The 21,209-nt window shown below is 62.2% G+C and carries 20 protein-coding genes, 1 tRNA gene and 1 riboswitch; of the genes, 9 read left to right on the forward strand and 12 right to left on the reverse strand.

All coding sequences use genetic code 11. From position 1 onward, the window contains the following. The first annotated feature begins 8 nt into the window (after positions 1 to 8). Genes pstB through phoB form a run of 3 tightly spaced genes read left to right on the forward strand, consistent with a single transcriptional unit; the run spans position 9 to position 2,296 of the window. Entirely contained in the window at positions 9 to 824 is an 816-nt protein-coding gene (gene pstB / locus NOF55_RS02045) for a phosphate ABC transporter ATP-binding protein PstB (protein ID WP_306409644.1), read from the forward strand. 50 nt (positions 825 to 874) lie between these two features. Continuing rightward, complete coding sequence (gene phoU, locus NOF55_RS02050) at positions 875 to 1,588, forward strand: phosphate signaling complex protein PhoU (protein ID WP_306409645.1); 714 nt, start codon at positions 875 to 877, stop codon at positions 1,586 to 1,588. Positions 1,589 to 1,612: 24 nt separating this feature from the next. After that, positions 1,613 to 2,296 carry a phosphate regulon transcriptional regulator PhoB gene (gene phoB / locus NOF55_RS02055; RefSeq protein ID WP_306409646.1) on the forward strand — a complete coding sequence of 228 codons (684 nt, stop codon included), beginning with the start codon at positions 1,613 to 1,615 and terminating at the stop codon, positions 2,294 to 2,296. A gap of 534 nt (positions 2,297 to 2,830) precedes the next feature. On the opposite strand, the gene NOF55_RS02060 is transcribed toward phoB, so the two are convergent. Continuing rightward, positions 2,831 to 3,355: a GcrA family cell cycle regulator gene (locus NOF55_RS02060; RefSeq protein WP_306409647.1), complete on the reverse strand. Its 525-nt coding sequence runs from the start codon at positions 3,353 to 3,355 to the stop codon at positions 2,831 to 2,833. 429 nt (positions 3,356 to 3,784) lie between these two features. Between NOF55_RS02060 and NOF55_RS02065 the strand changes: the two genes are divergently transcribed. The 3 genes from NOF55_RS02065 (at position 3,785) to NOF55_RS02075 (ending at position 7,326) form a co-directional block, all read left to right on the forward strand. Beyond that, entirely contained in the window at positions 3,785 to 4,984 is a 1,200-nt protein-coding gene (locus NOF55_RS02065) for an aspartate aminotransferase family protein (RefSeq protein WP_306409648.1), read from the forward strand. Between the two features lie 108 nt (positions 4,985 to 5,092). Then, positions 5,093 to 6,010 carry an ornithine carbamoyltransferase gene (gene argF, locus NOF55_RS02070; protein ID WP_306409649.1) on the forward strand — a complete coding sequence of 306 codons (918 nt, stop codon included), beginning with the start codon at positions 5,093 to 5,095 and terminating at the stop codon, positions 6,008 to 6,010. Positions 6,011 to 6,339: 329 nt separating this feature from the next. Further along, on the forward strand, positions 6,340 to 7,326 hold the full coding sequence (locus NOF55_RS02075) for an Hsp33 family molecular chaperone (protein ID WP_306409650.1): 987 nt from the start codon (positions 6,340 to 6,342) through the stop codon (positions 7,324 to 7,326). Positions 7,327 to 7,557: 231 nt separating this feature from the next. On the opposite strand, the gene apaG is transcribed toward NOF55_RS02075, so the two are convergent. Next, positions 7,558 to 7,950 carry a Co2+/Mg2+ efflux facilitator ApaG/CorD gene (apaG, locus tag NOF55_RS02080; RefSeq protein ID WP_306409651.1) on the reverse strand — a complete coding sequence of 131 codons (393 nt, stop codon included), beginning with the start codon at positions 7,948 to 7,950 and terminating at the stop codon, positions 7,558 to 7,560. A gap of 139 nt (positions 7,951 to 8,089) precedes the next feature. Then, entirely contained in the window at positions 8,090 to 9,274 is a 1,185-nt protein-coding gene (locus NOF55_RS02085) for an O-succinylhomoserine sulfhydrylase (protein WP_306409652.1), read from the reverse strand. Between the two features lie 47 nt (positions 9,275 to 9,321). Continuing rightward, a riboswitch (SAM riboswitch) is annotated at positions 9,322 to 9,399 on the reverse strand. Positions 9,400 to 9,476: 77 nt separating this feature from the next. Here NOF55_RS02085 and NOF55_RS02090 point away from each other — a divergent pair. Together NOF55_RS02090 and NOF55_RS02095 are read left to right on the forward strand one after the other, a co-directional pair. After that, complete coding sequence (locus tag NOF55_RS02090; protein WP_306409653.1) at positions 9,477 to 10,574, forward strand: 2'-deoxycytidine 5'-triphosphate deaminase; 1,098 nt, start codon at positions 9,477 to 9,479, stop codon at positions 10,572 to 10,574. A 67-nt stretch (positions 10,575 to 10,641) separates the two neighbouring features. Then, positions 10,642 to 10,715 (forward strand) — tRNA-Gly (locus NOF55_RS02095). Between the two features lie 692 nt (positions 10,716 to 11,407). Here the strand turns inward: NOF55_RS02095 and NOF55_RS02100 are convergent. Beyond that, the gene (locus NOF55_RS02100; protein ID WP_306409654.1) at positions 11,408 to 11,563 is read right to left on the reverse strand and encodes a hypothetical protein; all 156 of its coding nucleotides are present in this window, start codon (positions 11,561 to 11,563) and stop codon (positions 11,408 to 11,410) included. A gap of 300 nt (positions 11,564 to 11,863) precedes the next feature. Here NOF55_RS02100 and NOF55_RS02105 point away from each other — a divergent pair, with 300 nt between their 5' ends. Next, positions 11,864 to 12,829, forward strand: coding sequence for a GntR family transcriptional regulator (locus NOF55_RS02105; protein WP_306409655.1), 966 nt, complete (start codon positions 11,864 to 11,866; stop codon positions 12,827 to 12,829). A gap of 37 nt (positions 12,830 to 12,866) precedes the next feature. Here NOF55_RS02105 and NOF55_RS02110 read toward each other — a convergent pair whose 3' ends face one another. From NOF55_RS02110 to NOF55_RS02145, 8 genes are read right to left on the reverse strand one after another with little or no spacing between them, the layout of a single operon-like run. Further along, on the reverse strand, positions 12,867 to 13,712 hold the full coding sequence (locus tag NOF55_RS02110; RefSeq protein ID WP_306409656.1) for an alpha/beta hydrolase: 846 nt from the start codon (positions 13,710 to 13,712) through the stop codon (positions 12,867 to 12,869). A gap of 43 nt (positions 13,713 to 13,755) precedes the next feature. After that, the gene (locus NOF55_RS02115) at positions 13,756 to 14,637 is read right to left on the reverse strand and encodes an N-formylglutamate amidohydrolase (protein ID WP_306409657.1); all 882 of its coding nucleotides are present in this window, start codon (positions 14,635 to 14,637) and stop codon (positions 13,756 to 13,758) included. Continuing rightward, the gene (locus tag NOF55_RS02120) at positions 14,634 to 15,347 is read right to left on the reverse strand and encodes an RraA family protein (protein WP_306409658.1); all 714 of its coding nucleotides are present in this window, start codon (positions 15,345 to 15,347) and stop codon (positions 14,634 to 14,636) included. The genes NOF55_RS02115 and NOF55_RS02120 overlap by 4 nt, the downstream gene beginning before the upstream one ends. An 11-nt stretch (positions 15,348 to 15,358) precedes the next feature. After that, entirely contained in the window at positions 15,359 to 16,201 is an 843-nt protein-coding gene (locus NOF55_RS02125; RefSeq protein ID WP_306409659.1) for a creatininase family protein, read from the reverse strand. Next, positions 16,194 to 17,753, reverse strand: a complete 1,560-nt coding sequence (locus tag NOF55_RS02130) for a serine hydrolase domain-containing protein (RefSeq protein WP_306410176.1) — start codon at positions 17,751 to 17,753, stop codon at positions 16,194 to 16,196. Before NOF55_RS02130 ends, NOF55_RS02125 begins: the two co-directional genes overlap by 8 nt. Before the next feature lie 5 nt (positions 17,754 to 17,758). Next, entirely contained in the window at positions 17,759 to 19,423 is a 1,665-nt protein-coding gene (locus tag NOF55_RS02135; protein ID WP_306409660.1) for a dipeptide ABC transporter ATP-binding protein, read from the reverse strand. A gap of 4 nt (positions 19,424 to 19,427) precedes the next feature. Beyond that, positions 19,428 to 20,243, reverse strand: coding sequence for an ABC transporter permease (locus NOF55_RS02140; RefSeq protein WP_306409661.1), 816 nt, complete (start codon positions 20,241 to 20,243; stop codon positions 19,428 to 19,430). Next, complete coding sequence (locus tag NOF55_RS02145; RefSeq protein WP_306409662.1) at positions 20,240 to 21,184, reverse strand: ABC transporter permease; 945 nt, start codon at positions 21,182 to 21,184, stop codon at positions 20,240 to 20,242. The genes NOF55_RS02140 and NOF55_RS02145 overlap by 4 nt, the downstream gene beginning before the upstream one ends. Between the last annotated feature and the right edge of the window lie 25 nt (positions 21,185 to 21,209).

Genomic DNA, 21,209 nt, shown 5'->3' on the forward strand with positions numbered 1-21,209 from the left:
TAACGTCAATGAATATGCTGAACGAAACGGCAGTCGAGAAAGTTCTGGAACGTAAAATGAGCAATGCAGCCCTGAAGATGAGCGGCAAGGACGTCTGTGTTTTCTACGGCGACAAGCAGGCGCTTCACAATGTCAATCTCGACGTGCGCGAGAATACGGTGACGGCGCTGATCGGCCCCTCGGGCTGCGGAAAGTCGACCTTCCTGCGCACGCTGAACCGCATGAACGACACGATCGACAATTGCCGCGTCACCGGCAAGATCCTGCTCGACGAAGACGATATCTACGATCCGTCCATCGACGTCGTGGAGCTGCGTGCCCGCGTCGGCATGGTCTTCCAGAAGCCGAACCCGTTCCCCAAGTCGATCTACGAGAACGTCTCCTACGGCCCGCGCATCCACGGCCTGGCCCGCACGCGGGCCGAATTCGACGAAATCGTCGAAAGCTCGTTGCAGCGCGCCGGCCTGTGGAACGAGGTGAAGGATCGTCTGCAAGAGCCGGGCACCGGTCTTTCCGGCGGCCAGCAGCAGCGCCTGTGCATTGCCCGCGCGGTGGCCGTCAGCCCGGAAGTCATCCTGATGGACGAGCCCTGCTCGGCACTCGACCCGATCGCCACGGCCCGCGTCGAGGAACTGATCCACGAGCTGCGCACCAACTTCACCATCGTCATCGTGACGCACTCCATGCAGCAGGCGGCGCGCGTCTCGCAGCGTACCGCCATGTTCCATATGGGCATTCTCGTCGAGGAGAACGATACCGACAAGATGTTCACCAACCCGGACGACCAGCGCACACAGGACTACATCATGGGCCGCTTCGGCTGACGGCGCGTCCTGTCGCCCGCTTCCCGTTCTCGAGATTCCAAGGAACAATCATGGCACCGTCCCACATCGTTTCCGTCTTTGACGACGAATTGAAATATCTGACCCGCCGCATTTCCGAAATGGGCGGACTGGCCGAGCAGATGGTCGGGGAGTCCGTTCGTGCGCTCATCAATTCCGACGTCGCGCTTGCCCAGAAGGTGATTTCCGACGATACGATTCTCGATGCCGCGGAGCGCGAGATCGGCGACAAGGCCATCGTCACCATCGCCAAGCGCCAGCCGATGGCGGCGGACCTGCGCGAGATCATGGGTGCGATCCGCATTGCCGGCGACCTTGAGCGCGTCGGCGATCTCGGCAAGAATACAGCCAAGCGCGTCATCGCCGTTCGCGACACGGGCGTTCCGCGCTCGCTTGCCCGCGGCCTGGAGCATCTCTGCGAACTCGCCATGAGCCAGTTGACCGACGTCCTCGACGTCTACGCCACGCGCTCGCCCGAAAAGGCGGCGGCGATCCGCGAACGCGACGACGAGATCGACAGCGTCTACACGTCACTGTTCCGCGAACTCCTGACCTACATGATGGAAGATCCGCGCACGATCACCACCTGCACGCATCTTCTGTTCTGCGCGAAGAACATCGAGCGCATCGGCGATCATGCCACCAACATCGCCGAGACGATCTACTATATCGCCACCGGTGCCCAGCCTGAAGGCGAGCGTCCGAAGGAAGATCTCTCGACTTCCGTGGGCGCGGGCGTCAAGTAAGCCCGGACGGAGTGGAGACATACAATGCAGCCCAGAATTACGGTTGTCGAAGACGAGGAGGCGTTGAGCGTCCTTCTTCGCTACAATCTGGAGTCCGAAGGCTATGAAGTCGAGACCATCATGCGTGGTGACGAGGCGGAGCTTCGCCTTCAGGAGCGCGTGCCGGATCTTCTGCTTCTGGACTGGATGTTGCCCGGCGTGTCCGGCATCGAACTGTGCCGGCGGCTTCGCGCCCGTGCCGAAACCGAGCGCCTGCCGATCATCATGCTGACGGCGCGCGGCGAGGAAGCGGAGCGGGTGAGGGGGCTGAGTGTCGGCGCCGACGACTATGTGGTCAAGCCGTTCTCGACCCCGGAGCTGATGGCCCGCGTCAAGGCGATGCTTCGCCGCGTCAAGCCGGAAACCATTTCGACTGTTCTGCGCTGCGGCGACATCGAGCTGGACCGCGAGACCCACCGCGTCCACCGCAAGAGCCGCGAAGTGCGCCTCGGCCCGACCGAGTTCCGCCTCCTGGAGTTCCTGATGGCATCGCCGGGGCGTGTCTTCTCGCGCTCGCAGCTTCTCGACGGCGTGTGGGGCCACGACATCTATGTCGATGAAAGAACGGTGGACGTCCATGTCGGGCGCCTGCGCAAGGCCCTGAACTTCGCCAACATGCAGGACGTCATCCGCACCGTGCGCGGCGCGGGCTATTCGATGGAAGCCTGACGAAATCGGACGACGGGCGGCTGTGAGCCGCCGTCGTCCTGCCGGGTCAGTTGATGGACCGGATGTCCGTACTGGCCGCATGCTCGACCGGCAGCCGGTGAGACCAGTAGATGCTGACGCTGCACACCACCACAAACCAGCAGAGTGCAGAGAACGTTATAGCCGTGAGCATTGCTTTCATGGGAACCGACATCGACATTGCTCCTCCTTCAAGGTCGACGAACTGTACTTTTCCAACGTTCTAACAATCCGATGGTTCCCTGTCGACCGGATTTCAGGAATGGCTGGCTGCAAAATCAAAAACGGGCCGCGAGGCCCATCAGCGTGTTGATAAAATGCCTCATCTCTCTTTCGTCATGGGCGGGCTTGGCCTGACCATCCACCGCGACGCCTGCGGGGTGAACCCTCAAGTCAAACACGAGAGTAATGAGGAATACAGTAACGGGCCTCAAGGCCCGTTCTGAAAAGAAGCTATGCGCAATACGCGACGCGGCTTTCCCGCCGGAATGGTCCGGTGCGGCTTCGCACGTGGGATCAGCGCATCTTCCGGCGTTCCGTCACCGGCTGGTAGGCCAGCTTGCGATGGAAGTTGCAGTAGGGAGACGCCTCGTTGGCATCACAGCCGCAGAAGTGGAAATCGTCCTTCAACGGATCGCCGACCGGCCACTTGCAGGTCCGTTCCGTCAGCTCCGTGAGGGCGAGGCGACGGGAAATCGGCACGACGACGTTTCTGGCCGGCGCGTATTCGACTTCCTGGATCGTGTCGATCTCGATTTCTTCCTTGAGCATCGTGGCGCCGGACTGGCGCGCAACGGTGCGCGTCGTGACGCGGGATGCGTAGTTCGGTGCGCGCGGCGCTGATGTCTGACGCTTGGCGGGGCGGCTCGCCGCGCTGGTGCCGCCGCCGGCTTTCGCGCGGCCCGGCAGGCTGAGGCGATGCACCTTGCCAATCACGGCATTGCGGCTTACACCACCGAGCTGGGCTGCGATCTGGCTTGCGCTCAGACCTTCAGACCAGAGTCTCTTGAGTTTCTCGACTCGTTCATCTGTCCAGTTCATGACGCCTCTCCGCATTTGGCGTTGGGCGGCGGAATCCATCACCGTTGCCGCGATCGGTATCGCGACACCCTCGTGCCTCTGACTTTCGGTGAATAGTCCGCCGCATGCAGTCAATTCATTAAATATTAACCTAGTGTCAGGCTGACTCGCTGACAAGAGTCCCCGGAATCACGGGGAATCGATTTTGCAGTTTTCCCCAACATTGGTGACGCGGTGTGACATTTAGGACTCCGGGCCAACGGGTGCAAGAACGTGCCATAATGCTTGGAGTGCCTTTAAACGCCCGGAAATGCACCCTTTTGTTGACAGCGCCGGGTGAAAGGGGAATAGTGCCTCTGCCGTCCGCACTGGGCGGCATTTTGATTTTTTGAGGCTTGGCGGCTCGCGTCTCGCAGGATGGCCGCCTGAACACCACGGAGATAGCGCGTCATGGCCACGGCCGCCTCGCTTTATGAGACCTATAACAGAGCCCCGCTCCGGTTCGAGCGCGGCGAAGGCGTCTGGTTGATTACGGAAAGCGGCGAGCGATATCTCGATTTTGCGGCGGGCATCGCCGTCAATTCGCTCGGCCATGCCCATCCGCATCTCGTCGAGGCGCTGAAGTCGCAGGCCGACAAGGTGTGGCACCTGTCGAACCTCTACGAGGTTCCCGGCCAGGAAGAGCTGTCGAGGCGCCTGACGGAGGCGACCTTCGCCGATCGCGTCTTCTTCACCAATTCGGGCGCGGAAGCGCTGGAATGCGCCATCAAGACGGCGCGTCGCTATCAGTATTCGAAGGGACACCCGGAGCGCTTCCACATCATCACCTTCGAGGGCGCCTTCCACGGCCGCACCCTGGCGACGATCGCCGCGGGCGGGCAGGAGAAATATCTCGAAGGCTTCGGCCCCAAGGCGCCGGGTTTCGACCAGGTGCCGTTCGGCGATCTCGACGCGCTCGATGCGGCGATCACCGACGCGACGGCGGCGATCCTGATCGAGCCGGTTCAGGGCGAGGGCGGCCTGCGTCCGGCGTCCAAGGAATTCATGAAGAAGCTGCGCGAGATCTGCGACGAGAAGGGCCTGCTTCTCATCCTCGACGAGGTCCAGTGCGGCGTCGGCCGCACGGGCCGGTTCTTCGCCCACGAGCTTTCCGGCGTGACGCCGGACATCATGGCGATCGCCAAGGGCATCGGCGGCGGCTTCCCGCTCGGCGCCTGCCTGGCGACGGAAGAGGCCGCATCCGGCATGAAGCCGGGCACGCACGGCACGACCTATGGCGGCAACCCGATGGCGATGGCCGTCGGCAATGCCGTGCTGGACGTCGTTCTCGGCGAGGGTTTCCTCCAGCACGTCAACGATGTCGCGCTGATCTTCCGTCAGGGGCTGGAAAGCCTCAAGGACCGTTTCCCGGAGGTTATCGAGGATATCCGCGGCGAGGGGCTGATGCTTGGCATCAGGACCCGCGTGCCGAACACGGATTTCGTGGCCGCGGCCCGCGACGAGCATCTGCTGACGGTGCCGGCCGGCGACAATGTCGTGCGCATCCTGCCGCCGCTCACCGTGACGGCGGAAGAAGTGCGCGAGGGTCTCGCCCGGATCGAGAAGGCCGCCGAAAAGCTCGACGCCGCGAAACTGAAGAAGAGCGCCTGAGCGGTAGCGCAGGTAACGAGACGGGGCGTCTCGTCGTTTCCCAAGGCAAGCGAGATGCTCCGAGGCCGCCGCACCAGCGGCGTCTTCCATGACAAGGGGTAAAATGGAATGGCTGCACCGAAACATTTTCTCGATCTTTCCGCGATGTCTTCCGCCGATCTGCGCTCGATCATCGACGATGCGCGCACGCGCAAGACGGCGCTGAAGGAGGGCAGGGCCGACAAGCCGCTCGCCGGCAAGGTTCTGGCCATGATTTTCGAGAAGCCTTCGACCCGCACCCGCGTCTCCTTCGATGTCGGCATGCGCCAGCTCGGCGGCGAGACCATTTTCCTGTCCGGCACGGAGATGCAGCTCGGCCGGGCCGAAACCATCGCCGACACGGCGCGCGTCCTGTCGCGGTATGTCGATGCGATCATGATCCGCACGACGCAGCACTCGCGCCTGTTGGAACTGGCCCAATACGCGACCGTTCCGGTCATCAACGGCCTGACGGACGATACGCATCCCTGCCAGATCATGGCCGATATCCTGACGTTCGAGGAGCATCGCGGCAATATCGCCGGCAAGACGCTCGCCTGGACCGGTGACGGCAACAACGTGCTGCATTCGCTGGTCGAGGGCTCCGCGCGGTTCGGCTATCGCATGCACATGGCCGTGCCGCTGGGGTCCGAGCCGGACGACAGGTTCCTGAACTGGGCGCGCAACAATGGCGGCAACGTCATGCTGTGCCACGAAGCGGAACGGGCCGTCGAGGATGCCGATTGCATCATCACCGACACCTGGGTGTCGATGAACCAGGAGCACAAGGCACGCGGTCATAACGTTTTCCAGCCCTTCCAGGTGAATGGCGAGCTCATGAAGCGGGCCAATCCCGATGCGCTCTTCATGCACTGCCTGCCGGCCCACCGCGGCGAGGAAGTGACGGACGAGGTGATCGACGGTCCGCAATCGGTCGTGTTCGACGAGGCCGAGAACCGCCTGCATGCCCAGAAGTCGGTTCTGGCCTGGTGCCTCGGCGCGATCTGACGCCATCGTCCGTAAACGGGCTTGATCTTGCGCAGCCGAGCCCCCATCTGTCCGCCAAACAGGACGCGGCGATCTTCGTCGCGCGGCCGGTGCTGCATGCGGGCAGGCGCCGGCCAGAACGTTCACCCATCTTGCAGGGCGCTCACGGCTCGTTCGGGCCCGGGTTCCCGTTGTGCCGCCAGAGCAATTCCAGGAAAAGTGTGAAGCGGTTTTCCGTTCGGAATTGTGCAGAAACAATTAGATAGAGCAGTTCAGCGATTCCGTGAGGCGCAGGACCGCTCTTGCCAGTCCGGTCGCGTTTCGACACGCGGGCCGCAAGGAGAAGTGCCATGACGGATAATGCGATGCAGCTCGACGATATTGCCCTTGCCGGCGATGATCGGGTCGTGCCCTTTCAGGCCGAAGGGCTCGACGTGCGAGGCCGTGCGGTCCAGATCGGCCCGTTGCTCGACGGCATTCTCGGTCGCCACAATTATCCCGCGCCGGTCGCCCGGCTTCTGGCGGAAGCGATCGTGCTGACGGCTCTGATCGGCACCTCGCTGAAATTCGAGGGCAAGTTTACCGTGCAGACCCGCAGCGACGGCCCCGTCGATCTTCTGGTCGCCGACTTCACCTCGCCGGATAGTATCCGCGCCTATGCCCGTTTCGACGATGCGGCGCTGGCCCGGGCGGTGGCCGATGGCAAGACCTCGCCGCCGGAGCTTCTCGGCACCGGTGTTCTGGCGCTGACCATCGATCAGGGCTCCTTCATGCAACCCTATCAGGGCATCGTGCCGCTCGACGGGTCCTCGCTGGAGGAAATCGCCGGCACCTATTTCCGCCAGTCGGAGCAGATTCCGTCGCGCGTGCGTCTCGGCGTGGCCGAGTTCTTCGACCGCGACAGCGACGGCAAGCCTCGGCGCGGCTGGCGGGCCGGCGGCATCATCGCCCAGTTCCTGCCGGAAGCGCCGGAGCGCATGCGCCAGCCCGACCTGCACGGCGGCGATGGTTACGAGGCCGGCAACCACAGCGACGACGATTCCTGGACGGAAGCCCGGATGCTGGTGGAAACCGCGGACATGGACGAACTGACCGATCCGCAGATCGGCGCGGAACGCCTGCTCTACCGGCTGTTCCATGAACGCGGCGTCCGCATCTATCCGTCGCAGCCCGTCTATGACCGCTGCACCTGTTCGCGCGAAAAGTTGTTCGGCGTTCTGAAGGGCTTTACCGCAGAAGAACTGGAGGCAAGCACGGAGGACGGCGCGATCTCCGTGACCTGCGAGTTCTGCTCGACGACCTATCGTTACGAGGCCTCGGAAATCCTTCAGGGGTAATTCCGGCACCCGGAAGGGAAAAGACCGGCGCGGCAACGCGCTGGACTCGCACCGCTGACGAAGGGTGTATCGCTCTTTTTCGTCATGGTCGGGCTCGAACCGACCATCCACCCGTATCGCTTGCGGCGTGGACCCTCGGGTCAGGCCCGAGGAAGACGAAGGAGGGGATTGGCCAACATTACCGAGGCCGGTGCGGCAGCGCGCCGGCCTTTTTCATGGAATGGCGTCGGTTCAGTTCAGAACGCGCACCAGCCCGGGCAGGTCGAGGGAGAAAGCGGGGATATCGGCGTTGAACGTCGCGCCCTCGTCGGTTTCCATGCGGAAATGACCGAACATCATGCCCGACGGCGTATCGAGCGGGCAGCCGGAGGAATATTCGTAGACTCCGCCCGGAAGGATGCGGGGCTGATCGCCCACCACGCCTGGGCCTGTGACTTCGTCGACCTGCCCGTTTTCGTCGGTGATATGCCAGTAGCGGTGGGTCAGCGTCACCGGCTGTTCCGAATGGTTGGCGATGACGATGCGATAGCCCCAGACATAGCGATTGTCCTCCGGATCGGATTGCTCCTCCAGATAGAACGGCTCGACAGAAATTTCGATGTCGCGCGTGCGGGCACGATACATCGGCTCACCTTTTTCTTTTCCGGCAACGAAACCGGAGACTGCAAGGCCAATGGCTTGACCCTGCAATATAATCTACAGCTTTGCGGCGAAGGTCAAGGAAAGCCGTGGCCGGCCGCAGCGCTTGCCACGGCCGTTGGCGTCAGGCCGGAACCTTGTCGAGGGCCGCGAGGAAGTCGTCGATCAGGTCCTGCGTGTCCTCGAGCCCGGCGGACAGGCGCAGCGTGCCGCCGGAAATGCCGAGTTCGGCGCGGGCCTCGTCCGTCAGGTTCTTGTGCGTGGTCGTCCCCGGATGGGTGATCAGGCTGCGGGCGTCGCCGAGATTGTTGGAGATCTTCACGATCTTCAGCGCATCCTGAAGCGCGAAGGCCGCTTCCTTGCCGCCCTTCAGTTCCAGCGCCACCAGAGTCGATCCGCCGGTCATCTGCTTGGCGATGATGTCCGCTTGCGGATGATCCTTGCGGCCCGGATAGATTACGCGGGCAACCTTCTTGTGATCGGCGAGCACGTCCGCGAGGGCGGCGGCCGTCTCTGCCTGCTGGCGGACGCGCAGCGCCAGCGTTTCCAGCCCCTTCAGCAGCACCCAGGCGTTGAACGGCGACATGGCCGGCCCGGTATGGCGGAAGTAGTCCTGAAGCACTTCCTCCGTCCACTGCTTGTCGGCGAGGATGACGCCGCCGAGGCACCGGCCCTGACCGTCGATGTGCTTGGTGGCCGAGTAGACGACGATATCGACGCCAAGTTCGAGCGGCTTCTGGAACAGCGGCGTGGCGAACACGTTGTCGACCACGACCTTCGCGCCGATTTGCTTGGCGAGCTTGGCGACGCCAGCGATGTCGACCACTTCCAGCGTCGGGTTGGTCGGGCTTTCCAGGAAAAACAGCTTGGTGTTGGGGCGGATCGCCGCTTCCCAGTTCTTCAGGTCGCGGCCGTCGACCAGCGTGCATTCGACGCCGTAGCGCGGGGCAAGGGTCTCGACGACCCAGCGGCACGAACCGAACAGCGCGCGGGCGGCGACGATGTGATCGCCGGCCTGGACCTGGCAGAGAATGGCGGCGGCAACCGCAGCCATGCCGGAAGCGAGCGCGCGGGCGTCCTCGGCGCCTTCCAGCAGGCACATGCGCTTTTCGAACATGTCGTTGGTCGGGCTCGCGTAACGGGCGTAGATGAAGCCTTCCGTCTCGCCCTTGAAGCGGGCTTCGGCGGCGGCGGAACTGTCATAGACGAAACCCTGCGTCAGGTAGATGGCCTCGGAGGTTTCGCCGTAGGGGGAGCGCAACGTGCCGCCATGAACGAGTTGGGTTGCGGGACGCCATGTCTTGGTCATATCGGTTGCCTTCACATCAAAAAACCGGTCGCAAAAAGCAGACCGGTTTGACAACAACCCGGTCCTTTTAGCCACTTGTTTAACGTGGCTGCAAGCCGACCGGCCAAATCACCACGGAATAGGATGTGCATTACGCCTCGCTACGCCTTGCGTCAAGCACAAGAGTTTGCTTGTGTCGCCGGTCAGATAAGGAAGGACGACGATGACGGACAAAACGGGGATTCTGGCCGATGGCGCCATTCATGCGCTGTTTGCCGCGCGCGGGCTGATCAGCGCCTCCGCGCTGGACCCCGACCAGGTTCAGCCGGCCAGCCTCGATCTGCGGCTCGGCCCGAAGGCCTATCGCGTGCGCGCCAGCTTCATGCCTGGGCCGGGCCATCGCGTGGCCGACAAGCTGGAAAGGCTGAAGCTGCACGAGATCGATCTCGAGAACGGCGCGGTGCTGGAAACCGGCTGCGTCTACATCGTGCCGCTGATGGAAAGCCTCGCGCTGCCCTCGCATCTGTCGGCCTCGGCCAATCCGAAAAGCTCGACGGGCCGTCTCGACATCTTCACCCGCGTCATCACCGATTTCGCGCAGGAATTCGACAAGATCCCCGCCGGCTACCACGGCGGTCTCTATCTCGAAGTTTCCCCGCGCACCTTCCCGGTGGTGGTTCGCAGGGGCTCCCGCCTTTCGCAGATCCGTTTTCGCGCCGGCCACGCCCTTCTGACGGAAAGCGAGCTTCTGGCCTTGCACGAGGCCGAAACGCTGGTGGCGAGCGAGCGGCCGAACATTTCCGGGGGCGGCATCGCCCTGTCAATCGATCTTCAGGGTGCGGGACCGGATGGGCTGATAGGCTATCGCGGCAAGCACCATACCGCCGTCATCGACGTCGACCGTAAAGCCGCGCACGACATCTACGATTTCTGGGAACCGCTCTATAGCCGCGGCAGCGGCGAACTGATCCTCGATCCAGATGAGTTCTATATCCTCGTGTCGCGCGAGGCCGTTCATGTGCCGCCGCTCTATGCCGCCGAAATGACGCCCTACGACCCGCTCGTAGGCGAATTCCGCGTCCATTATGCCGGCTTCTTCGATCCCGGTTTCGGCCATGCCGGCGCCGGCGGTGCGGGCAGCCGGGCGGTGCTCGAGGTGCGCAGCCACGAAGTGCCCTTCATTCTGGAGCACGGCCAGATCGTCGGGCGCCTGGTTTACGAACGGATGATGGAGCCGCCGGGCGCGCTTTACGGCGCGGGCTCCGGCTCCAACTATCAGGCCCAGGGCTTGAAGCTCTCCAAGCATTTCCGGACGCCCTGACCGCTTGACAGCACGGCCGAACTGTCCGAAGAGTGCGCACCGGCGTTTCGCCACGATGCGCCGCCAGGCGGGTATGATGTAATGGTAGCCTGTCAGCTTCCCAAGCTGAACGCGCGGGTTCGATTCCCGCTACCCGCTCCAATTTTTATTCCATTAAATTCCACTGAAGTTTACAACCCTATGAAATCCGAGGGCTATTCGATTTTCTTCGTTCCAGTGAGTTCTACTGAGAGCCATCGACAGCCAGCATTTTTGGGTACGTTAAATTTTATAAAATATAATAAGATCAATACTATAGAGGAGGGTTCAATTCTGTATGAATTTCTCGCACTGAGAATGGCGCCTTGGAAGGCAGAAGGCTCTCAGGTTTGACTTTCACGGACAGCAGTTCAATAATTTGAGAAATATACCGTATATTTCGGCTCGCAATTTTTGTTCCGAGAGATGGCGCGGCATTGTGATTTCTCTGGCTCAGGATCCTTTGCTTCAGATGTTTCCTTGCCGGCCTAGCGAATGATTGCTTCAAGGCCCGAGTTAGCTTCTTTTGCAACATAGGCGCCAGATCGTCCTCAAATATTGTAGGCTGCTGAGAGAATCCAATGGAGAGGTTGGTATTTACTTGATAATGAATACTTCGCTGCCAACCCCTCTGGACCGATCAAGTAGTCGATAAGGCCACCCTCACAAGTCAGGCGCCATATTGATCGGAATGTGGACGACACCGTTCCTGAAGGGCGATGGCACTATGCTGGTCCATCCCCACTGCGCATAGTCCTTCAGGCAGGCCGTGGTGGAAACTCTGGTCGTTGTCTTCAGATGCGGCATCTGTGCCTTCAGCCTGCGGCGATATCGTCCATGCCTTCGGCCAGGGCCATACCGGCCTCTCTTCCGCGCCCGTCAGCGGCCACATCGTCGCCGATCTTGTCGCGGGCGGGGCGGTCGATCTGCCGATGCCCTGTCGGCGCGCCGCTTCTGAACGATTCCGGCAACCGTTCCGGGACCCGTCAGCTACAACGCTTCGCCCTTTCAGAAGGTATTGCGTGGGGCTCCCTTTAAACAACGGGCACCGTGAACGCGACAGGAGCAACTCGTTCGATGCGTAGTATGAGCCAAATCTGGGAACTGGGCGGAGCTTTCGAACGAAGGTAGTCTGCTGCTCGTTGAGCGGCGGCAAATTCGAGAACCCAAGGCAAGCGGCGGAGGTGGTCTCGTCCGACGAACTAAAGCGAATGGAAATTGCCATATTGGTCCAAATATGTATTATGATGAGGAATAAATCATAATAACGGATGGCCCTGGACTATTCCACCGGGCCGATTGAAGAGCGTTCCTTGTCAAGAGGCATTCAGACCATCGACACGAGCTCACTGAGTTCCTTGCAGGCGGAGGTGGCTCGCAAGATTATAGCGATGATGCAGGAAAGCCGCTGGAGCATAGGAGACAAGATCTCGGATGCTGCTCTCGCGCGGGAGTTGAGATTGTCACGCTCGCCCGTGCGGCATGTCCTGCAATTTCTCGCGGAGCGGGGTTTTGTCAGCCAGACGGAAAATCGCGGCTTCCAGCTTGCGCGGGCAATGCCGGCGGACGAGGACATGGATGCGCTTGTTCCGCCTTCGGAGGTCGATAGTCTCTACGAACGGCTGATGCGCGCGCGCGCGAACGGCCTGATCGGCAACGAGGCATCCGAAACGGAACTGCTGGAGCAGTTCGGCACATCGCGCGGCACGATCCGCCGGGCGCTGATGCGGTTTGCGGCAGAGGGGCTGGCGGAACGGCGGCAGGGCCACGGCTGGCGTTTTTCCGAGTGCCTGGATAATCGCCAGGCGGTCAATGAAAGCTATGCCTTCCGCACGATCATCGAATGCGGCGCGATGATGGAAACCACATTCCATGCCGATCCGGCGCAACTTGCCGCCCTCGAGGATGAGCAGAGAAATCTGCTGAATGCACCGCTGTCATCGATAAACGGTTCGGAATGGTTCGAGGCTAATGCCAATTTTCATGAAACCGTGGTCGCCTGGTCCGGAAACCGTTTTCTGACCCAGGCGATCCGCCGGCAGAATAATCTGCGCCGGATGACGGAATATGCCGAGTTCACCGAACTCAGCGAAGCCGGTGTGCGCAAGGCGGCGACGGACCACCTTGCGATACTCGAAGCGATCAAGCTGGACGACCGGAAACTGGCGGCGGCCATCCTGCTGCGTCATCTGAGCCGGTCGACCGTTACCGTCAACGCGCAAAAGACGACCGGTTGAGCGCGCCGCCGCCTCCCAATGCACACGGATGTTGACATCAGGCAGCCGTGGTGCCGTTCAGGACGTCAACGAAGAAGGCCTTGACCGGCTGCTGAACGAGCCCGCCTCTATGCCCCACGCCCGGCACCATATCGAAACGCGGCGCGATGCCCATCCCGACGAATGCGGCCTCGAGCGCCCGCAACCGCTCGATCCTTGTATTGCCGGTATCATTTATGCCGTCCGTCCAGAGGGCGGACGTCGGCTTGACGACGACTGTCCCCGTCTCGGTATCCTTCTCACCGACAACGAGTTGCACCGGAACCTGCCGCATGGCCTGCGGATTGAAAGGCCGGCCGAAGATTTCCTGCATCCGGCGGGTGCCGACCCACCAGTCGGCGTTCTCGTCCGGCAGCGTCACGGTTCCCGGTGCGCCGATGGAAACGCCGAGCAATCGTTCCGGGTGAAGATAGAAGAAGCGGTGAACGAACTGCCCGCCTCCGGAGAAACCGTGCATCAGAACCCGGTCTTTTTGCAGACGGTAGACTCCCGAGATCTCCTCGATCATGTCGAGGAGCAGCAGGTCGAAACGGATGCCCCTATACAGGATAAGCTTGTAATTGTGCGTATCGCCCGGCTCCTCGATACCGCAGGGAAAGAGCGGCGCCAGCAGAACGCACTGGTTTTCCTCGGCGAAATCGATGAATTCGTCGCGCAATATATCCGCATTGCGCAGACTTCCGTGCACAAGCACCGCCAGAGGATAGGTGCGGTCGCTTTCCTTGCTGTAGCTCGAAGGCGCATAGCAGCAGTAGGAAAACCGCTGGTCCATGCGCGATGCGAAAAGCGCGGTGGGTCCGGGCTTGGACAAGACGGCTGCCCTGCGCTGATCGGTTGTCGTCATCGGTGTCGCTCCAGGTAATGGATAGGAATTGTCCGGCATCGTTTCAAATCTGTGCGCGGGCATAATCGGCCAGCACCCGGTTCATCCGCGCCAATGCCGCCTTGAGATCGTCGTAGCCCTCCGTGCGCTGCCGGGTCGTCTCGTCCATGTAGAGCCTGCGGTTGATTTCGAACTGGACACTGTGGCGCCCATGCGCCGGGTTCGAATAGGCTTCGATCAGTTCAGCACCGCGGAACGGCTTGTTCAAGGCAACGCTCAAGCCTTCGCCACGCAGGGTATCCGCGATCAGTTCGACAAACTCGGCCGATGCCGAAGTGCCTCTCATGTCGCCGATGCAGATGTCGTCGCGCAACGTTCCCGCCGGGTCGGAGGAAATCGCATGGCCAACGGCTGTCATCGAGTGGCAATTGATATGATAGACCCGGCCGAACCGGGCATACACCGCATTCAACAAGCCGGTGAGGCTGCGATGGTAGGGCTGCCAATACCGGATGATCCGGTTCTCGGCCTCCTCCACTGTCAGCGGGCGAGCGTGCATCAACTCATCGCCCCACGCAAAGCGCCACATCAGCCCCATGCCGCGCCGCGCCGTGGCACTGTCGCGCACCGGGTGCGGCCAGGGCTGGCCCACCATGCTCTTGTCCATATCGAGCAGCGAGCGGTTCACATCCAGAAAGCTGCGCGGGAATTGCGCTGCCAGAAGCGGTGCGCCGATGCCCGGCGCGGAGGAAAAAAGATCGTCGACATGCGTATCGGCAGCCACCAGCACCCGCTCCGCTGAAACGGCGGGTTCGAAATCGTCCGGAATGGTCAGGCCGCTATGCGGGCTGTCGAAAACCATCGGCACCAGTTCCGCCTTCGGGCCGGTGACGGATAGAACTCCCTCGATCATGCGGTCCTGTAAATCCTCGAACATGGTCCTCATCCGTGCTTTCCGCCTTTTTGTTCATGCCTTTGCGCTTTGATTGCGAGGTGAGAATTGACCTTTTCAACCGCCCGCGTGATGTCGCCCAGCTTCTCCCCGGTCAGAAGGCGCTCCATCGTGCGGGCGACCCGGATTTCGCGGGCAATACATTCCGTCGCGATTTCCCATGCCTCATCGGCAGGAAACGCCACGACGCCGGAAGCGTCGGCAAGCACGATGTCGCCGGGCAGAACCGGCACGCCACCGCAGGAAACCGGCCTGTTGAAGGTGCCGCCAAGTTCCGCCTGCCGTGTGGTGACGGGCGATACACCGCGGCACCACACGGGCAGGCCTTCCGCCAGGATTTCCGCGACATCGGTGCAGGGGCCATCGATCACCACGCCCGCGAGACCGGCCTGTTTTGCCGCGCGCGCAACCGCGCCGCCAAGGCAGGCATGCTTGCCATCGCCCAGCCGGTCGATGACCAGCATGTCGCCGGGCCGGACGTGGCTGAGCGCATAATGCAAAAGGGTCGAGCAGACGGCAGGCAGCGCCAGCGTCACCGCCACGCCCGCCCGCGTTTTCTGCCCGCGGTCGAGCGACTGTATATCGCCATGCATGAAACCGGTGTAGCGAAGATGCCCGACACTGGCCGTCTCTATCTTTTCAAGCTCCGCCAGAAGCGCCGTATCGGCAGGAGCCGGCATGGAATCGATGCGGTATTTCTGCATTGCGCGTTCCTTCAATCATGGTTCCCGTCAACGTCTGCAAGCATCTTCCGTGGATCGTATTGCAGCAAATGCCGCATCAGGCGTGCCGTATGACCGACGATATGGTCGCAGATCGCCCGTCCCTTGTCGGCGCTCGCCATGTCGGAGATCCCGCCCAGCAGGCCTTCCCGGTCGACCTCGTGGCAATCCAGCGGCAATTGCACCGGCTGTCCCTCGAAACGCGCCCCGGACACGCCCGCTATCGGCAGGCCGAATGCCTTGCCGCGCGGCGATGGCGTTCGTGCGAGATCGCGGCGCATCAGTTCCGGAAAGAGATGCATGCAGACCGAGGTCAGCGGTTCGCCGCCATGTCCGCGAACCCTGGCGCCAGCCTCGCCGTAAAGCTCGTCCCACAATCGCTCCGGCAGGATCTTCCAGATATTGAGCGACGCGACTGCGGTGCCGCGCTCGCGCCGGATCTTCCGGGCGACCCGGTCGATCAGCGATGCATTGGTGGTATGCCCGTTGAAGATCAGCAGCCGCTCATGGCCATGATCGAGAAATGCGCCGAGCATGTCCTCGAGAACCGCACAGAAGGTTTCGGCCCGCAACTGTATCCCGCCGGGCATGGAGCGGAAAAATTCCGCATGACCGAATGGCAGCGTCGGAGCCGCAAGCCCGCCGCCGATGCGGGCGCTCATTTCCGCCAGCCTTTCGGTCAACATGAAATCGCCCATAGGCGCGTGCGGCCCCTGCTGCTCCTGCGATCCGAGGGGAACGAGAATAACGGCCGGTTCTTTCATGCGTTCGGCGAACTCGGCATGCGTCATGTCACGGATCGCAACCTTTTTCATGGCATCTGCACGCTCAGGCATAATCCCTGTCTCCCATTGCCGGAACCTGCGCGACGAACCGCCCCGTCAGATCGGGCAGATGCGTTTCCATCGAATTGACATTCACCTTCCGCGTCATGCGCAGATCGCCCTCATGAAAGTACAGCCGGACCGTATCCCTGAAAGCGGTTTCGACAAAAACCCAATCCATTTCCAGCACATGGCTCTCTTCCACCAGGGGCAGCCAGCGCGCGCAGGCCAGAATGCGCAGGCCCCCCTCCGGCTGGTAGGAGTGGTGCAACCGCGCGCCCGGCATTGTCGTCATGGCCTCGATCCACCGGCCGAAACCGGCATGGATACGATGTTGCCCGTCGGCATCTTCCAGCAGGATCTCGACACCGCCGGAGATGGGCAGGATTGCAATGCGGCTCACATGCTGGTCGTTTTCGGCGATGCGATAGACACCATAGGCATCATTGCCGGCACACGCGTTGCGAACCACGCCCGGCTGCGTTTTCAGCGACAGGCCCGCAAGCCGCGCAGGCAAGGACGCGCCCGCCCGGCCGCTCGCAGATACGCCGGCGCCAAGCGCCGGGCGCAGATGGTCGTAGATCAGCGAATGCACCCTGCGGTCGCTGTCGGCCAGCCCGCCGGTGAAGGCCACGACCGCCTTCTGCTCCGGCAGGACGATGCAATATTGCCCGAAGAGACCATTGGCCGAAAAACTGTTGTGCGGTCCGCGCCACCATTGATAGCCGTAGCCCTCGCGCCGCGCGGCGGGGCTGCCGTCGCCTTCCTCGCCGGGGCCTAGGTAATGATCGCCGGTGAAAACGCCCAGCACCACGTCGCGCACCTGCAATGCCGTGGCATCGGCAACCCATTGCCGGGGCAAAAGCTGGCGGCCTTGCCAGGCGCCCCCTTGAAGATGGAGGATGCCGAGCTTCAGCATGTCGAGCGCTGTGCAGCTCATGCCGTTTCCGCCGGTATTGACGCCATCCGGTCCGACATCCCATGTCATCGAGGGCGACATGGACATGGGGCGAAAGATCTTTTCATCGAGATAGTCGTGAACCGGCCGCCCCGTAACGCGCTGGACGATGGCCGAAAGCATGTAGCTTGCTGCACTGTCGTAGACGAATACGGTGCCCGGTTCGTATGGCACCGGCTGGCGCAGGAAATCGGCGATCCAGCTCGTCTTGAGACGCCGCCACGCGCCGCCGGAAATGCCGCGATCGTGGCCGCTGGTCATGGTCAGCAGATGGCGCACCCGCATGGCCTGAAGATTGGGCGCTGGATTGATCCCGGCATGCTCGGGAAAGAAACTCATCACGGTGTCGTCGACCGACATCAGTCCCTCTCCGACAGCCAGCCCGACAGCCACGGACGTGAAGCTCTTGGTGACGGAGTGCATCATATGTGGCCTGTCGGCCGCGAAAGGCGCCCAGTATGCCTCGGTGACGAGCGCATCCTCCTGCCAGATCAGCAGGCTGTGAAGCTCGATGTCCTGACGCTCTATTTCATCGAGCATGGCAAGGAGCACGGCCGGATCCGTCAGCCGATCCTGGGGCTCCGCACGCGGCAAGGTGTCCATCATGTATTTCACTGCATCATTTCCGTTGTTTTTGCTGTCTCGCCCGCGAAGCGCCAGTTGAGGGTGACACCCGTTTCCGTGCGCGAAAGCGTCGGGATGGCCGACAGAAGGGCCCGGGTGTAATCGGAACGCGGCGCATCGAAGATGCTGTCCCGGCTTCCTTCTTCCACGATGCTGCCGTCCCGCATCACGACGACCCGATCCGCCAATTGCTCGACGACGCCGAGATCGTGGCTGATGAACAGGCAGGAAAACTTGTAGCGCTGCTGCAATTGCGCCAGAAGCTCGAGCACTCTGGCGCGCACGGTTACATCGAGTGCCGAAACCGCCTCGTCGGCGATCACGAAATCCGGACGCCGCACGATGGCCCGGGCAATGGCGACACGCTGGCGCTGGCCACCGGACAATTCATGCGGAAACCGGTCGAGGTAGCGCTCGTCCATTCCCACTTCGGCCAGAATGGATCGCACGCGATCGGCGATCTGCTCGCGGCCGGGCATATCGTCATGGCGAAGGGCTTCCGCGACCAGATCGCGGATCCTGATGCGTGGATCGAGCGAGCCGAACGGATCCTGAAAGATCATCTGGCAGTTGAGCCGGTAGTCCCTGTAGCCGTCGGTCCCGGGTTTGACCGGCTTGCCGCGAAAAAGCATGCTGCCGCCTGAAATCGGCGTCAGCCCGGCGATCGCGCGTCCCAATGTCGTTTTTCCCGAACCGGAGGCGCCCACAAGCGCGACCACCTCTCCGGGGCGGATCGAAAGATCGATGCCGTGCAACGCCCGCTTGGCCTTGCCCCGTGCCAACAGGCTCGCCTTGACGCGGTATTCCACCTCGAGGCCGCGCACTTCGACAACGGGAGGAGCCGTGGCGTCAATCTCGCGCACCGGCCCGCGCGTCGGCATCGCCTGCAGGAGATCGCGGGTATAGGGGTGCCGCGGATGGGCAAGTATCGCCGCGGTTTCCCCTTCCTCCACGATTTCGCCCTGCCGCATGACCAGGATGCGGGTGCAATAGCGGGCGACCATCGGCAGATCGTGGCTGATCATCAGAAGTGCCGTTCCCTGATCCCGCGTCAGCTCCAGCATCAGTTCCAGCACTTCCTTCTGCACGAGCGCATCGAGCGCCGTGGTCGGCTCGTCGGCAATCAGGAGAGCGGGATGCAGGAGCATTGCCGAGGCAAGCATGATACGCTGGCGCATGCCGCCGGAGAACTGGTGCGGAAAAGCGCTCAAAGCGGCTTCCGGCTCCTGGATGCCGACGCGCCGCAGGATGTCGACAATCCGCGCGTGCCTTTCCTGCGTCGTTGCGCGGGAGTGGAGTTTCAGCGGTTCGTCGAGCTGCCGGCCGATCGTCATCGACGGATTGAGCGACGTCATCGGCTCCTGAAACACCATGCCGATTTCGGCACCGCGCAACCGGCGCAACTGCTTCGCAGGCATGCCGGGAATCGACTGGCCGCGAAACAGGATGTCGCCACCGGTCAGTTCGATCGCAGGCGGCTGCAAGCTCATCAGGCTGCGCGCCACCATCGTCTTTCCCGACCCGGATTCGCCGACGATGCCGACGATCTCGCCGGGCGCAATCTTGAAGGAAACGTCACGGACGATATGCAGGTGGCTATCGCCGCGCACATGAAGGTTCAAGCGGTCGACCTGAACAAGAGGATGGGTCATGGCTTTACAATCCTCTCATGCGCGGGTCGAACCGGTCGCGGATGGCATCTCCGAAGAGATTGATGCCGAGAAGGGTGAGCGAGATGCAAAGGCCGGGGAAGATGCCGAGCCAGACGGCTTCGGCCATATGCGGCCGGGCGCTGGCCAGCATGTTGCCCCATGTGGGCGCCGGCGGGGGCACGCCGAGGCCGAGAAAGCTGAGCGCGCTTTCGGTCAGCAGCACCGAGCCGAACATCGAGGTCGCAAGCACGATGACCGGCGCCATGCAGTTGGGCAGGATGTGCCGGAACATCGTATAGGCCGCCGAATTGCCCATGATGCGCGACGCTTCGATGAATTCGCGTTCGCGCAACGACAGGACGGAACCGCGCACCACCCGCACGACGGACGGCGTGTAGGCCATACCGAGCGCGAGAATGATGCCATACATGTTGGCGCCGGTGATGGAGAGCAATGCAAGCGCCAGAAGCATGCTCGGGAAAGCCAGAAGCGCGTCGTTGAAAGACATGATGACGCGATCGGTCCAGCCACGGGTATAACCGGCAAGAACGCCGAGGAATACGCCGGCGAGAATGGCGAAGCAGACCGTCGTCAGGCTGATCGAAACGCTGCTGCCTGCCGCCGCCATCAGCCGGGACAGAACGTCGCGGCCGAATTCGTCCGTTCCGAGCCAGTGCGCGCCACCCGGCGCCTGCAGCTTGCTGCGCAGGTCTATCCGCAGAGGGTCGAATGGCGTCCATATCCGGCCCAGCAGGGCCGCAAGCAGGAAACCGGCAAAGAGGGCACCGCCAATCGCGCGGTTTCGTTGATGTTTTCTCATTCGGCAGTCACACGCGGATCAAAAAAGGGATAAAGGAGATCGACCACCAGATTGACCATCACATAGGTCACGGCCACGAAAAGAAGGCAGCCCTGCACGACGGCATAATCGCGCGCATAGATCGCATCGATGATCAGACGGCCGAGCCCCGGTATGGTGAAGACGGTTTCCACCACGGCAACGCCACCGAGCAGGTTTCCGAGGATGAGGCCGATCAGCGTCCAGGTCGGGCCGAATGCGTTGCGGGCGGCATGGCGCAGCAGGACGGACGTCTCGCTCAACCCCTTGGCGCGGGCATGGGTGATATAGTCGAGCCGCAGCACGTCGAGTGTCGAGGCGCGCGCCATGCGCACGATGATACCCGCCTCGTGCAGCACCAGCGTCATCACCGGCATCACGAGATAGATCAGGCCTTGCACCGGATTGTCGGTGAGGGAAACGTAACCGATTACGGGCAGCCAGCCGAGTTTGAGGCCGAAAGCCAGCAGGATCATCAGGCCGAGCCAGAACGTCGGGATGGACAGCAGCAAGGTGGACAGGCCGACGATGGACAGATCGAGCGTACTGTTCTGCCGCCAGGCGGCGATCATGCCGAGCGGGACCGCTATTCCCACCGAAAGGCCGACGGCGATCAGCACCATCTGGGCACTGGTCGTGAACCGGTGCAGCACCAGTTGCAGCACCGGCTGATCGTTGATGATCGACCGGCCGAGATCGCCTTGCAGGACATTGCCGATCCAGATCGCAAACTGGACGGGTATGGGCCGGTCGAGCCCCATGCGTTCGCGCACGGCGGCGAGCGTCTGCTCATCGGCGAGATCGCCGAGCATGAGGCTTGCGGGATCGCCCGGTATCAGACGGATCAATCCGAACACCGCAACCGACACGATGAAGAGGGTAGGGATTGCCGAAAGCAATCTGGAAAAGGCAAACTTCAACATTGTTCATGTCCTGCCGAACGCCGCG

The organism is Ectorhizobium quercum (assembly GCF_026552795.1).
In the GTDB taxonomy this organism is placed as follows: Bacteria; Pseudomonadota; Alphaproteobacteria; order Rhizobiales; family Rhizobiaceae; genus Ectorhizobium; species Ectorhizobium quercum.

What these genes read in the sequence shown, in the direction of transcription:
- pstB (WP_306409644.1), top strand. Translation starts at nt 9, where the DNA reads ATGAATATGCTGAACGAAACGGCAGTCGAGAAAGTTCTGGAACGTAAA.
- phoU (WP_306409645.1), top strand. Translation starts at nt 875, where the DNA reads ATGGCACCGTCCCACATCGTTTCCGTCTTTGACGACGAATTGAAATAT.
- phoB (WP_306409646.1), top strand. Translation starts at nt 1,613, where the DNA reads ATGCAGCCCAGAATTACGGTTGTCGAAGACGAGGAGGCGTTGAGCGTC.
- NOF55_RS02060 (WP_306409647.1), bottom strand. Translation starts at nt 3,355, where the DNA reads ATGAACTGGACAGATGAACGAGTCGAGAAACTCAAGAGACTCTGGTCT.
- NOF55_RS02065 (WP_306409648.1), top strand. Translation starts at nt 3,785, where the DNA reads ATGGCCACGGCCGCCTCGCTTTATGAGACCTATAACAGAGCCCCGCTC.
- argF (WP_306409649.1), top strand. Translation starts at nt 5,093, where the DNA reads ATGGCTGCACCGAAACATTTTCTCGATCTTTCCGCGATGTCTTCCGCC.
- NOF55_RS02075 (WP_306409650.1), top strand. Translation starts at nt 6,340, where the DNA reads ATGACGGATAATGCGATGCAGCTCGACGATATTGCCCTTGCCGGCGAT.
- apaG (WP_306409651.1), bottom strand. Translation starts at nt 7,950, where the DNA reads ATGTATCGTGCCCGCACGCGCGACATCGAAATTTCTGTCGAGCCGTTC.
- NOF55_RS02085 (WP_306409652.1), bottom strand. Translation starts at nt 9,274, where the DNA reads ATGACCAAGACATGGCGTCCCGCAACCCAACTCGTTCATGGCGGCACG.
- NOF55_RS02090 (WP_306409653.1), top strand. Translation starts at nt 9,477, where the DNA reads ATGACGGACAAAACGGGGATTCTGGCCGATGGCGCCATTCATGCGCTG.
- NOF55_RS02105 (WP_306409655.1), top strand. Translation starts at nt 11,864, where the DNA reads ATGGCCCTGGACTATTCCACCGGGCCGATTGAAGAGCGTTCCTTGTCA.
- NOF55_RS02110 (WP_306409656.1), bottom strand. Translation starts at nt 13,712, where the DNA reads ATGACGACAACCGATCAGCGCAGGGCAGCCGTCTTGTCCAAGCCCGGA.
- NOF55_RS02115 (WP_306409657.1), bottom strand. Translation starts at nt 14,637, where the DNA reads ATGAGGACCATGTTCGAGGATTTACAGGACCGCATGATCGAGGGAGTT.
- NOF55_RS02120 (WP_306409658.1), bottom strand. Translation starts at nt 15,347, where the DNA reads ATGCAGAAATACCGCATCGATTCCATGCCGGCTCCTGCCGATACGGCG.
- NOF55_RS02125 (WP_306409659.1), bottom strand. Translation starts at nt 16,201, where the DNA reads ATGCCTGAGCGTGCAGATGCCATGAAAAAGGTTGCGATCCGTGACATG.
- NOF55_RS02130 (WP_306410176.1), bottom strand. Translation starts at nt 17,753, where the DNA reads ATGATGGACACCTTGCCGCGTGCGGAGCCCCAGGATCGGCTGACGGAT.
- NOF55_RS02135 (WP_306409660.1), bottom strand. Translation starts at nt 19,423, where the DNA reads ATGACCCATCCTCTTGTTCAGGTCGACCGCTTGAACCTTCATGTGCGC.
- NOF55_RS02140 (WP_306409661.1), bottom strand. Translation starts at nt 20,243, where the DNA reads ATGAGAAAACATCAACGAAACCGCGCGATTGGCGGTGCCCTCTTTGCC.
- NOF55_RS02145 (WP_306409662.1), bottom strand. Translation starts at nt 21,184, where the DNA reads ATGTTGAAGTTTGCCTTTTCCAGATTGCTTTCGGCAATCCCTACCCTC.